10 protein-coding genes and 1 pseudogene are annotated in these 12,687 nt (G+C 49.6%); all 11 read left to right on the top strand.

The annotated features are described in order from the left end of the window. Window positions 1-37 precede the first annotated feature (37 nt). The 11 genes and pseudogenes from HBO23_RS00215 to pgeF all read left to right on the top strand — a co-directional run bounded on the left by HBO23_RS00215 (window position 38) and on the right by pgeF (window position 12,545). Window positions 38-202 carry a hypothetical protein gene (locus tag HBO23_RS00215; protein WP_170036155.1) on the top strand — a complete coding sequence of 55 codons (165 nt, stop codon included), beginning with the start codon at window positions 38-40 and terminating at the stop codon, window positions 200-202. A 55-nt stretch (window positions 203-257) separates the two neighbouring features. Continuing rightward, window positions 258-1,382, top strand: coding sequence for a radical SAM protein (locus HBO23_RS00210; protein WP_170036153.1), 1,125 nt, complete (start codon window positions 258-260; stop codon window positions 1,380-1,382). A 1,387-nt stretch (window positions 1,383-2,769) separates the two neighbouring features. Beyond that, window positions 2,770-4,119, top strand: a complete 1,350-nt coding sequence (locus tag HBO23_RS00205; RefSeq protein WP_170036151.1) for an NUDIX hydrolase — start codon at window positions 2,770-2,772, stop codon at window positions 4,117-4,119. Then, the gene (locus HBO23_RS00200; RefSeq protein WP_170036149.1) at window positions 4,116-4,943 is read left to right on the top strand and encodes a hypothetical protein; all 828 of its coding nucleotides are present in this window, start codon (window positions 4,116-4,118) and stop codon (window positions 4,941-4,943) included. The genes HBO23_RS00205 and HBO23_RS00200 overlap by 4 nt, the downstream gene beginning before the upstream one ends. A gap of 2 nt (window positions 4,944-4,945) precedes the next feature. Then, window positions 4,946-5,584, top strand: a complete 639-nt coding sequence (locus HBO23_RS00195) for a deoxynucleoside kinase (RefSeq protein WP_170036147.1) — start codon at window positions 4,946-4,948, stop codon at window positions 5,582-5,584. After that, the gene (locus HBO23_RS00190; RefSeq protein ID WP_170036145.1) at window positions 5,574-6,569 is read left to right on the top strand and encodes a nucleotidyltransferase domain-containing protein; all 996 of its coding nucleotides are present in this window, start codon (window positions 5,574-5,576) and stop codon (window positions 6,567-6,569) included. The genes HBO23_RS00195 and HBO23_RS00190 overlap by 11 nt, the downstream gene beginning before the upstream one ends. Before the next feature lie 522 nt (window positions 6,570-7,091). Further along, a pseudogene (locus HBO23_RS00185) lies at window positions 7,092-7,937 on the top strand (IS66 family transposase); the annotation flags it as partial. 285 nt (window positions 7,938-8,222) lie between these two features. Then, window positions 8,223-9,056 (top strand): EamA family transporter, encoded by an 834-nt coding sequence (locus HBO23_RS00180; protein ID WP_170036143.1) that lies wholly within the window; start codon window positions 8,223-8,225, stop codon window positions 9,054-9,056. A gap of 96 nt (window positions 9,057-9,152) precedes the next feature. After that, a complete protein-coding gene (locus tag HBO23_RS00175) occupies window positions 9,153-9,932 on the top strand; it encodes a PhzF family phenazine biosynthesis protein (protein WP_170036141.1) in 780 nt (259 codons plus the stop codon). 35 nt (window positions 9,933-9,967) lie between these two features. Then, window positions 9,968-11,797 (top strand): gamma-glutamyltransferase, encoded by a 1,830-nt coding sequence (ggt, locus tag HBO23_RS00170; RefSeq protein ID WP_170036139.1) that lies wholly within the window; start codon window positions 9,968-9,970, stop codon window positions 11,795-11,797. A 25-nt stretch (window positions 11,798-11,822) separates the two neighbouring features. Further along, the gene (pgeF, locus tag HBO23_RS00165; RefSeq protein WP_170036137.1) at window positions 11,823-12,545 is read left to right on the top strand and encodes a peptidoglycan editing factor PgeF; all 723 of its coding nucleotides are present in this window, start codon (window positions 11,823-11,825) and stop codon (window positions 12,543-12,545) included. Window positions 12,546-12,687: the final 142 nt, after the last annotated feature.

The following is a 12,687-nucleotide window of genomic DNA, read 5'->3' as shown; positions in this document are numbered from 1 at the left end:
AGATTGCCACTCCGGCACACTATGCGAGGCTGATATCGTGAATAATGATACCAACGCGAAACTATTAGATTACACAGATTTTCTCGAGAACTTAAAGGCTTATGGCCTTCTTGCCAACACAGATAACGCGGCATGCCATCATTCGGCTGTAGAGGTAGATGCTTGGGCAATGGCTCAGCTTCCAGACACTCAGCCCGAATGATAAATTGGTGCGGTGGCATGCCCCCGCACCTTTGGTAGCCGAGGTGAGGTAAAGCATGATAGCGCCAGCATTGGAAGGGAATATCCTGTCAGTAATCCTAAAGCTGGTAGGGGAGACATGCAATTTAGATTGTATATATTGCTATGAGAAGAGACGTCCATACTCTGGTTCTAGGGTTCTACGGGTAGATTCGATATCTAATTTCCTCACTGGTTTAGACAAACAGCTCGCCATTGAGCTTCATGGAGGAGAGCCGTTATTATACCCTGAGTCCGAGTTCGAAAAACTTTCCAAGCTTTTGATTCAGCTAGGCTCTAAGGTTCATAGCGTTAGAATTCAAACAAATGCGACACTCCTAGATAAAGAAATGATCTCAAAGTTAATTGGTTGGTTTCCGCGCCTCCAACTTGGGATAAGTTTCGATGGGTTAGATGATACTTTCCGTATAGACTACGAGGGTAAAAGCGCAACTTCTCTGATAGAGCAATCTATACGATATACAACCGAACTAAATATCCCCATAGGAATCATATCAGTTATAACATCGAAAAATATAAAATATCCAGATCAACTGGTTCAGCACGTTTCAACATTTTCTAATGTCAAAGCATTGAAGTTAGTTCCATGTTTTGACGTTTCCGTTACTCAAGGCGAAGGTCCTAAAAGACGTAATATAACGAAAAATCTGATAGCCTCGAGTGAGGGAGCTCAGATGCCTTGGTCAATAAACCCAAAGGATTTTTCCGATTTTGTTATCGCGGCGCATGGTTATTGGAAAGAGAAAGGGCTGTTCCGCAGCTTCAATCTTGAGCCAGGTGTGTCTATTCTAAAAAAACAGATGGGGTTAATTGTAAACGACTGTGACTATGGTATTAAAAAATGTGGGCACGTAATAACCATTTATCCTGACGGGCATGTCGGAACGTGTGACGAATTGGCTTCAGGAGAAAGTCAAAAGCTACCTCTGACAATAGCGGATATGCAAAAAACGAAAACCATTCTCGAAAATTTTCTAAATCGGAAAGACGTTAATCTCCTACTGGAGCAATGTTCAACCTGCTCCCTCTTCAGTCTTTGTGGAGGCGGATGCATCGCGACACGCCAGCGTTTTTTAAAAGCGGGTCGAAGCCGAGAGTATTGTGATGCACGATTTCAGTTATTTGAGGGGTTCAACCAATGATAGGAAATTTTTTGTGCTTATCAACGATTAGACCGATAAATAGATTCGACGGAGTAGATTTATTTTTAAGGCGCTGGAGCTCGAGAGAAAGTGCCTTATCTATTTCTCAACCTCTCAGGAGTGAGTTTGGAAATCTAAATCTGCTAGGCGAAAGCGCATGTAAGTATGCCACGCCATTCACTCCAAAGGATCCTGGCTTTGACACAAGCTTAGAGCCTGTCGTCGCTGAAGCTGTTTTAACTGCGGTTAGTCTCGGTATTGTTACTTATACCAGTTGTGAAGGCCATGAATACAGTAACGGACAAAGAGATCTCTGGCACGTAGGCACGATTGATCGGAACGGAGACCTAAAGCAATTTCTCCTCAAAGTGACGGAAGCTTATAGAATGGTTCGTGACGTTTCTATGCCTGAGCTAGTGGTATACGAAGGGAGTTTACACTGCACGCAGGCTAATCAAAACTATCCATGCTATGACTTATATTTCTTAGACTTAGCAGTAAACTTCGATGATTATAAGTTAGCATGTAAAATCGCATGTAATATCCTGGCTAACATAATGCGCAAGAATTGGAGTCAATAGATGGATTACTTATCCATCGAGGGTATTATCAAACACGTTAAGATGCACCCCGCTAGGTATTTCTTAGACTCTGCTTATGCTGATCAAGCTTTAGCTGTGCATTTGGACGCAACAACCGATCAAGGAACCAGGAAGAGGACATCTCAAAAAAAAATATTACGTTATTATAAAAGGTTCAATTTCCTGAATCGGTCGGCCGCAGTCCTCGAGGCTAACTGTGGACCAATACCCATACCGATGCGTACCGGGATAGATTGTAAATCACATATAGCAATCGAAATTAATCCTAAAATTTGTAAGTACGCAAAAAACAACCGCACATTGCGAACCAAACATAACGTTATTAACTCAGTGTTTAAGTATTGGCTACGAACCACAAAACTGCGTTTTAACGTCATTATCTTAGGATACGAAACCTTAAATTCTTTGCATGCGGATAATCTGAGAGAAGTTTTACGCTTGGCCCATCGAGCACTTATGCCAGGTGGATTTGTAATTGGAGAGTTTCGTCCTTGGGGAAACATGGCTGGCATATCTGTGTACCCAGATCTAAAATGTCAGAATACTAATCAACTAACGATTCTCACCCGTAGGTATAGGGGAGCATGCAATATGTCTCTATACGAGTCTAAATTAAGATTAGTAGATGCATACTTAATTGAATGCTTAAGGCGAATAAACGTGTACAGGGCTTTTCGATTTGCTGGTTTTCGGCACGTCGACACTCGCCAGTTGAGCTCTATATTATACACAGATGTAACCGAATGTAGAAGTAATATACTATTTGTTTTTAGGAAGCCTTCCATATGAAAAAGAAGATAGTAATTTATGCCTTTAGGCATGATCACTTATTAGTATTTTTTCATAAAAAATATCCTGAGGTAGGATATCAAGTACCAAGTGGCACTATTGAACCAGATGAATCTCCGCTAGTTGCAGCACGTCGTGAATTCTTCGAAGAGACGGGACTTACTGTTCAGCTTGAGGACCTAAAGAGTGTTGGTGAAGGCCGCCACGATATGTGGCCATTCCGCGACGAAGTACACCATAGGTATTTTTTCGTATTGCGCTCAAAGACTTTAGATAGCGCCCCTTCAAATTGGACTCACATGGAGGTTCATCCAGACAATACGACTACTGAATTTGTATTTCAATGGATACCGTTGAAGATGGTAGATTTCCGTTTTTTGGCGGTTGGTCAGGCTCGCTTAATAGAAGCGGTTTCTTCAAGATCTGTAGTGCCAAAACTGCACCCCCGCATTGAGTATGACTGTCTATCTACACTAATTGACAAAAGAAAAACTGACGCTACCAAGTATATTGCCGCCGCGTGGAATCGTACTGAAGATCAAACTGAGTTAGAGTATAGTGAGGGCGCCGACTTTACGGCCATGCACCAAGCCACATATTTTATACAGCTAAGTGCTGAGCGAAATTCTGCTGAGTTGGCTGCTCATGGTAAAGCAGTGATGGATAGTCTAAAAAAGTATTCAACAGACTCTCCATTTATAGCCTCGCACACTGAGATGTTTCGTATTGAAACGACACACGAATCGCCGTGTTACTTAATTACAGCACACACTAGATTGGCACCAAAGAAGATTTTATCTAATGTGCATTCCGCTATTTCTCTGATTGAAGAATGTGGCTATTTTCACTTCATAAGCCTCTCAAAGATCATCTGCCTGCTTGACAACGTAGCTAATGATGCACCGAGCCAAAGCTACACTCTGGAATGTTTACCAGGCACAGTATTCTGTGACTTTTCAGCTCACTCCGTGCGCATGGCTGAAATGATCTTACATGAATCCATACACAACTGGTTAAACATGGCAATAAACTCCGAAATGATAGAAGTTCCAAATGATCAAACATTTTTCTCACCTTGGCGAAAGAAATTACGCCCTGTAGTAGGTCTAATTCATGCCGCCTTAGTATTTTCAGTGTTATTAGAGTTCTTCTTCTACCTCAAAAAATCTCGACAGGGCCATGAATACCATGATTATTTAGACAGTCGGATAGCCGTAGAGCAACGTAAACTGGAAGACTCTAAAGCGATCCTTGGAGAGGCATTGGCGATCTTTCCAGAAAGCAAAACAAAAGCCATTATTTGTGAAGAAATAAATCGCGCCTTCAACGGTAAGTATAGATCATGAAACTTTCAAATGATTTCTTGTATGAGCGTTTATTCCCTAACTTCAAGTCTTCGCTATTAGAAAATAAGAGCTATGATCATATGATCGATGGCCGGTGCGTGCACTTCTTCTTTCTCCTTCTTCACCCTGTGTTGTGTAAGATTCATCCAGACTGCGTAGCAACGGAAGGAGATAGTGATGTCCCTATTGGTTTTTTTCTTCCGCGGAAGGAAAAACTTGTTCTTAGCGGTTATTCGTTTATTACAATTGAGGTTTCAGGAATTGAGATTTACTTACACAGCGCTCCCGGAAAAACACTGGATAGCGCAGCAACCAAAAAGCTCTATGCAGCAATCAAATCATTAGAACAGGCTAGCTTTGCTTGGCTGGTGAATTTATCAATAGGCAACATTGTTATACACGACATTGAATGTTCGAAAAACTTTTATAGCGTCAACCTTAGTTCATCTCAACTGCTCGAACTAGACTCATCATCTCTCGCAGAATTATTAATTAAGGGTGCCGCCATAAACTTCATAAGTTCATTCATTCGTAGTGAGAAGTTTATATACGGCATATCCTCTGATTCTGTTGAGCGTTTCAGCACGGAATTTTGTGATGCCATTACTCTGTGCTGGGCTGCGAGGGCCAATATCCCACACTCAATGACTGCAATAGGAGACTGGACCGCAGCTTCGCTCGACCTTGAATTCAGAGGATTTCCGCTGACTAAACATATCTTCTCATTGTGGCTTCCTCAACCCGATCGCTGGTCGCTTATTGCAGGTTCTCCATATGATTATCTCACTTGCCTCGCTGATTTTAAGGAAAAGGAGAATACATAGATATGTTTATAAGCCTTGAAGGTTGCGATGGCAGCGGCAAGACCACTTTTAGGTCTTTTTTAGAAAATGCTTTGGGCAAATTAAATGTTAATTGCCACACAATAGGACAACATTCTTGGCTGTCCCCAATCGAAACTTATAAAATAGTAGGATTACGTCAACAGCGAATAAAATTAACTACCGCAGAAATCACTTCATCCTATGTTCAGGATAAATATCATCATACGATTAAAAATATTGCCCCTAAGCTATCCTCAGGAATAGTACTCGCCGATAGGTGGGTGCACAGTGATATCGCTTATCATTATGCGCTATATTCGGTACCAATGGAGCATACGATAGCTGCGCAGAAAGCATGCGGAGTTATATTGCCATCTATTGTTATTTATTTGCGCACACCAGTCGAATTAGCATACGAACGAATTATTCAACGCGGACGGATAGCTCAACACTATGAGCGTCCAGCTGAACTTAATTTAATTCAGCGCGCCTATAATCAGCTTTTGATCGAATCTAACAAAACTATAAATTGCCAAGTCGTTGTAGTAGATAATATTACAGACATTGATACCCTCCGGCGCCTTGCTTTTGACATCGCTAAAAAATTAAAAACCACGATGGATCGCCACAATGATAAATAATAATGAATTTATTGGAAAGCTAAGGGACTTTCTAAATATGAAATTTATTCATGGCACATCTATGCTTTTAACTGGCTCAATCGCAGAAGGTTTGGAATCACCAACCTCCGACGTCGATATATTTTATTTTGGCCCTCAGGCTATTACGCCACCACTCTTAAACTTAATATTTGAAGATCGAAAGATAGAGCTTACGTTTTGGGGTGAAAACGAGTTAAATCTTGTGTTAGACGATTTAAATAGAGAATCATATATTGGGCTAAGCCAAAGGCGCTTGGAACAAATCAGCAAACTCATTCGTGGCTTTGTGATCGACGGCCCGATACCGGAACAATTACTTATCATAAGAAACTCAAGCTGCCTATTTATGGAACGACTTATTTGCTACTTCTACTCAATGCTTCAGCCTATGTATGACGATGTCGTAGGTAGTGATATGCACGAATCAGAGATCACGGCTAGCTATCAAGCGCGTTGTCTCTTCGAGTTTGCATTAGAGGCATTCCTTGTGGCTGGAGGTGATTTTTATTTGAAAACTAAGTGGCGGCCAAGGAGAATCGATAGAACTTATGCACAATCGGAGCCCGTTGCTATCATCTTTAGAAAGTCAGTACTTGGAAGTCCCGAACAAGTCAGAATCAAGGATTTTCTATATGCCGTAAGACGAATTTTTTTTAGAGCCATACTAGCGATTCCAGACAACATACATCAAGATATATTATTGAGTGGTTCAACTCAGTATTGTATTTCCTCTTGGGTATTTTTTTATGCGGACGGAGATCGTTACTATGTCAAGTCCAAACAAGTCATGTACTCAATAGACTTAACGACCCTGAAGATCTTAGCAGCTTTTAACGAACCTAGTAATATCGAAACAGCCTTACACGCATGTTGTTTTTCTTTAGGAATTGGCCAAGCAAAAGCAAAAGAAAGAATTGATGCATTAATTAATCGCAAGTTAATACAGCCAGAACACGAAGCGTAAAGAGTAAGCTTCAGCCCTGTGGATCTTTACGGGTTTGGTGACGATTTCGGAAACATCTCCGAAAAGGACCGCAAGCAGGATATAAACGTCGAGACGTCTCTTAGTCTGGCGAAACGTATACATAATCCACATTAATTTCGGCGGCTGAGTGGGCGACAGGCAGGATGTTTCTGGGGACACCGATATGATTTAGCTACCAGTTGACATACTGCAGCAAAAAGATCACTGTTTATCGAGGATACGAAGCACAATTTTTAGATTGGATACAAGCTGAAAACAATCGGAGTGCTACTCCTATTAGGCATTAAAATCCAAATGCAAACTGAATACTATCTATCATATTCAATAGAAGATAAGGCCTGTTCAGATTGCCCCAGTATGTTTGACACTGCCTCCAATAGAACCAAGCAGCTGAAGTTTGTACCAATACGATTGGCACTAGCTGCGCTTAGCGCCGAAGCGAAAAAAAACATTCAGATGCTGTGATATTTTTTGGCGGCTGTGTTGTCAACATCAATCTCACTGAGTCGACACGGCGTCGATATTCCATGCCCGACACTGGCGTGTTGTGTGATCCATTGTGACGAAACCCACGTCCAAGTACTCAAAGAGCCGGATCGAGACCCGACCAGCTAATCCCGGATGCGGGTACAAGCCAGTTGCCCGCTAGAGCGGCCAGTGATTCTTTTTGATTACACCACCAGCCGAGCGCAGGAGGTGCCGTTGCGACTGCTTGGCGACTGTCTCGGCTACGTAATGACCCACGATTATAACGCGGTGGCGTTGCAGTCTGGAGTGGAGCGATTGGCTGCACGCACGTCGTAAGTTTGTCGATGCGCAGAAAGTGCAACCTAAGGGCAAGACCAGCCGTGCCGATATCGCGCTGGCGATGATCAATAAACTGTATGGCATCGAGCGTAACCTCAAGGACCTCAGCAATGAGCAGCGATTTATCGGTCGTCAAAAAATAAGTCTGCCGATCTTGGCCCAGTTGAAAAGCGGGCTGGATAAAACGCAATCTCAAGTGGCACCACAAAGTGTGCTGGGCAAGGCGGTGAATTATCTGGCCAACAACTTGAGCCAGCTGGGGCGCTACGTGGCAGCTGGTTTTTTTATCGATCGACGGCAATCCGGCCGAAAGAGCGATCAAGCCGTTTGTAATAGGACGCAAGGCCTGCTGTTCAGCGACATGCCCAAAGGCGCCACCGCCAGTGCCCAGATTTACAGTTCGGTCGAGGCCGCCAAGGTCAACGGCCAGGAGCCCCATACGTGGCTACGCCACGTACTGGAAGACGGCCGCAAGCGCAATCGGTTGGGGACTACGGAGCCTTACTACCATGGAACTACTTGCTAGGAATGTCACAATAAACGACCACCTTGCGTTTAGGTAGGTGTAGTTCGTGGATCGGTTACGATAAAAGGGCATTCGCTCAGTTCTCGGCAATATGTATGCCTGTGTGTATGCCTGACTTATTGAGTAGTATATAAAATGTATTAAATACAGATAGCTTTGGGTTTGGTTCAAATGACTGCGTACCACCAAGTACTAAAAACGGCTTACCGAAAGGTAGGCCGTTTTTTTATGCCTGCACAAAAGTGCTCGGGCATACTCTCTGCGATTAACATCCCAAAATGCTGCTTTGAGTGCCATCCATGAGCCTGAGCGTATTCGCAATCATCCTGCTGGGCGCCGCCCTTCACGCCACGTGGAATGCGGTGGTCAAAGGCGGCGTCGACAAGCTGCTGACCACCTGCATGATTGCATCCGCCGCTTCATTGATTGCGCTGGCGGCCATCCCGTTTCTGGCGCTACCGGCCAGAGAAAGCTGGCCCTTCATCGGCGCATCGGTGGTTTTGCAGGTGTTGTATTTCGTACTGGTGGCCTCGACCTACCGCATTGCCGACATGAGCCAGACCTATCCGATCATGCGTGGCACTGCGCCACTGCTGGTGGCGTTGGTGAGTGTGCTGGTGTTGCACGAGCCACTCTCGGCGTTTGCCTGGCTTGGCATTGGCGTGATCTGCCTGGGTATCTTGAGCATGGCCGCAGCGCCCTCGACCGGTCATAAAAAAGGACTGGTGCTGGCGCTGATAAACGCCTTGGTGATAGCCGGCTATACGCTGATTGATGGCCTTGGCGTGCGCAAGTCCGGCGCACCCGCGGCTTACACGCTGTGGATATTTTTGCTGACCGGCATCCCGCTCGCCGCGTGGGCCTTAGCCGCGCGGCGTGCAGCGTTCTGTCGCTACGTCGCCCGTAACTGGCAGCTTGGCGCCGTCGGGGGCGCAGGCACTGTGGCGTCATACGGCCTGGCGTTGTGGGCGATGACACACGCGCCCATCGCGACGGTTTCGGCCTTGCGTGAGACCTCGATCCTGTTTGGCGTAGTGATTTCGGCGTGGGTGCTCAAAGAGCATCTCACGCGGGCTCGCATCATTGCCGCCTGCATCATTGCCGTCGGGGCGATGGTGTTGCGCCTGGGCTGACCAGGACACATGCGCGCAAAAAAACTGAGGATCTGTACTTTGACGCTCCACGTAACCCACTGCTAGTGTCCTGCCTCCCTACATGGAGCACCTGTGATGAAACTGGATATCTATCAAGTCGACGCGTTCAGCCAACAGGTCTTCGGTGGTAACCCGGCGGCCGTCTGCCCGCTGACCGAGTGGTTGCCCACAGAGCAGCTTCACCACATCGCCGCCGAAAACAACCTTTCCGAAACCGCATTTTTCGTGCCTCGTGGCGAGGTGTATGAGCTGCGTTGGCTCACCCCCGAAGTCGAAGTGGACCTGTGTGGCCATGCGACGTTGGCCGCTGCCTGGGTGCTGATTCACAAACTCCCGAATCCCCCTGAGATCTTGCGTTTTGCCACCCGCAGCGGTGAGCTTCGCGTGACGCGCAATGGCGACGAACTGGCAATGGACTTCCCGGCCAAACAGCCCGAGCGTTGCGAGCCGCCAGCCGGCATGTTGAGCGCGCTGGGCCTCGAACACGCCGAGGTGTATGCCACTGATGACTATATCGTTGTCGTTGATGACGAAGCCCAGGTCGCGGCACTCACGCCAGATTTTGCACGCCTCAAGGGCCTGCCCAAACGCGGGATAGCAGTGACGGCCAAAGGCACGCGCTTTGATTTTGTTTCCCGTTGGTTTGGCCCGAATGTGGGCGTCAATGAAGACCCGGTCACCGGCTCGGCACACACCTCGCTGGCACCGTTCTGGGCCGAGCGCCTGGGCAAGTCGCAGTTGAGCGCCGAACAGGGCGGCAGGCGCCGTGGGCAACTGCGGTGTGAACTCAAAGGTGACCGCGTGATCATCTCAGGCCATGCAGCACTCTACCTGCAAGGCACGATTTACCTGTAAAAGGGATTGCCCAAGGACAACAGATCATTCTCAAAATGAACGGAGTTCAGCGCGTGTTCACGATTTTCCGCCGTCAACTGTCGATGGTTGCCGCAGCCCTGGTGCTGGCCGGCTGCCACACACCTGTCAACGAACAGCCTCCGGCACCGGAACTGGGCTCGGGTTACCGCACCGACCTCACCACCCGCCACGCCGAACGCCATATGGCCGCCGCCGCCAACCCGCTGGCGGCCGAAGCCGGGCGGGAGATGTTGCGCCAGGGCGGTTCGGCGATTGACGCCGCGATAGCGATGCAGGCGGTGCTGACCCTGGTGGAACCGCAGTCTTCCGGCATCGGCGGCGGCGCGTTCATCATGCTGTGGGACGGCAAGAACGTACACGCCTATGACGGCCGTGAAACGGCGCCCGCCGGCGCGACTGAGCGCTTGTTCCTGAAGGCCGACGGCACGCCGATGGCGTTTCCCGAAGCGCAGATTGGCGGACGTTCGGTCGGCACGCCGGGCGTCTTGCGGGCACTGCAGATGGCGCATCAAAAGACCGGGCACCTGCAATGGTCCAAGTTGTTTGAACCGGCGATCAGGCTGTCGGAGCAAGGCTTCGCGATTTCCCCACGCTTGCACGCACTGATTGCGGCCGACCGCTACATTCCCCAGTCGCCGGAAATGGCGGCTTACTTTCTGAACGCCGATGGCTCGCCTAAAGCCACCGGCACACTGTTGAAAAACCCGGCACTGGCTGCTGTGTTCAAGCGCATCGCCAAGGAAGGCCCAGACGCGCTGTACCACGGGCCGATTGCCGATGAAATCGCGCGCAAGGTCCAGGGCAATCGCAATGCGGGCAGCCTCTCGCAGGCTGACCTTAAGGGTTACACCGCCAAGGAACGCACGCCGCTGTGCACCGACTACAAGCAATACCGGGTGTGCGGCATGCCGCCGCCGTCGTCGGGCGGGATAGCCGTCGCACAGATCCTCGGCACCTTGCAGGCAGTGGAGGCCCGTGACCCGCGCCTGGCCATCGCGCCGATGAAACCGGTGAAGAGTGCATCGCCTACCGGCCTTGAGCCTGTGCCCGAAGCCGTACACCTGATCGCCGAAGCCGGCCGCCTGGCGTTTGCCGACCGTGCGCTGTATGTGGCCGACTCGGACTTCACCCCAGTACCGGTCGCGGGCCTTGTCTCCCCCAACTACCTGGCACAGCGCGCCACATTGATTGGCGAACGCAGCATGGGCATTGCCAAGCCGGGCACACCAGCGGGCATCCAGGTGGCCTACGCGCCGGACCGCTCGCCGCTGCGCATCTCCACCTCGCAAGTGGTGGCAGTGGATGACCAGGGCGGCGCGGTGTCGATGACCACCACGGTAGAAGCGGCGTTCGGCTCCCACGTGATGGTTCAGGGCTTTTTGCTCAACAACCAGATGACCGACTTTTCGTTTCTCCCTGAAGAAAACGGCCAGCCCGTGGCCAACCGCGTCGAACCCGGCAAGCGCCCTCGCTCAGCCATGGCGCCTACCCTGGTGTTCGACCGCAAGAGCGGCGAGCTGCTGGCGACGGTGGGTTCACCGGGCGGTTCGCAAATCATCGAATACGTGAGCAAATCCCTGGTGGCAATGCTCGACTGGAACCTCGACCCGCAAGCCGCCATCAGCCTGCCCAACTTTGGTAGCCGCAACGGCGCGACCGAGTTGGAGGCCGGCCTGTTCAGCCCTGCGTTGAAACAAGCGCTGCGTGACAAGGGCCACGCGTTGAGCGAAATCGATATGACCAGCGGCATCCAGGCCATTGTTCGCACGCGCGATGCTCAAGGCAAGGTAACCCTGAGCGGCGGCGCCGACCCTCGGCGTGAAGGCGAAGCGGTCGGTGACTGAATGTTCTACGAACGGAGAGCGTGCTGTGCAACAGGCCGATAACCTCGGCGCCCTTGGCGGCGTCGACCATGGTTTTTGCTCGATCAATGACCCCCAGCGCCCGGATGCAGTGTTCATCTGCAAGCAGGTACACAGCGCGACGGTGATTGAATGGCAGGCGCAGTTGGCAACCAACAGCGTGGCGGCGGATGGCGTGTTCACGCGCGAGCATCAGCCGATTGCGGTGATCACAGCCGATTGCCTGCCCATTCTTATCGCGGCTGAAGACGGTGCGACGGTCGCAGCGGTGCATGGCGGTTGGAAGGGGTTGCAAGGCGGGATCATCGCCAATGGCGTGCAGCAATTTGCCGACAAAGGCATCGCCGTGGAGCAGTTGCAGGTGGCAATCGGGCCGTCAATCAAACCGTGCTGCTATGAAGTGAGCGAGGACTTTATTGCGCAGTTTCAGGCGGATCAAGGCCATCTGTGGCCTGACGACCGGGCACCGTGGAGCTTCGTACAACCGGCGCCATTGCTGCCCCCCGAAATTGCCCCGCCCTATGCCAGGCAAACGGGAAGTGCCTGGTTTGATTTGAGCGGCTTCGGGGTAATGTTGCTGTTAGCAGCAGGGCTTAAGCGTGAGCAGATCGAAGTCAGTGAAGTGTGTACGTATTGCACATCCTCCACTTTCGCCAGCTATCGCAGGCGCACGCATCACCCTGAAGAAGCGAAGACGTTGATCTATTCGTGGATTGCTCGCAACCCCTGATCAGTGCCAAGGGCGCTTTTGTGGCGAGCGGGCTTGCCCCGCGTTGGGCTGCGCAGCAGCCCCAATTTAGCCACTACGTTATTTCAAGGTAGAACCGTGCTGTCTGGTGTTGGGGCCGCTTCGCGCCCCAACGGGAGCAAGC

Source organism: Pseudomonas sp. WS 5532 (assembly GCF_012985445.1).
Lineage (GTDB): Bacteria > Pseudomonadota > Gammaproteobacteria > Pseudomonadales > Pseudomonadaceae > Aquipseudomonas > Aquipseudomonas edaphica.
The sequence above is the reverse complement of the archived record's forward strand: the minus strand, read 5'-3'. Positions and strand labels throughout refer to the sequence as shown.

Bases quoted from the DNA above. Each gene is read 5' to 3' on its own strand.
- HBO23_RS00210 (WP_170036153.1), top strand. From the start codon at position 258: ATGATAGCGCCAGCATTGGAAGGGAATATCCTGTCAGTAATCCTAAAG.
- HBO23_RS00205 (WP_170036151.1), top strand. From the start codon at position 2,770: ATGAAAAAGAAGATAGTAATTTATGCCTTTAGGCATGATCACTTATTA.
- HBO23_RS00200 (WP_170036149.1), top strand. From the start codon at position 4,116: ATGAAACTTTCAAATGATTTCTTGTATGAGCGTTTATTCCCTAACTTC.
- HBO23_RS00195 (WP_170036147.1), top strand. From the start codon at position 4,946: ATGTTTATAAGCCTTGAAGGTTGCGATGGCAGCGGCAAGACCACTTTT.
- HBO23_RS00190 (WP_170036145.1), top strand. From the start codon at position 5,574: ATGATAAATAATAATGAATTTATTGGAAAGCTAAGGGACTTTCTAAAT.
- HBO23_RS00180 (WP_170036143.1), top strand. From the start codon at position 8,223: ATGAGCCTGAGCGTATTCGCAATCATCCTGCTGGGCGCCGCCCTTCAC.
- HBO23_RS00175 (WP_170036141.1), top strand. From the start codon at position 9,153: ATGAAACTGGATATCTATCAAGTCGACGCGTTCAGCCAACAGGTCTTC.
- ggt (WP_170036139.1), top strand. From the start codon at position 9,968: ATGAACGGAGTTCAGCGCGTGTTCACGATTTTCCGCCGTCAACTGTCG.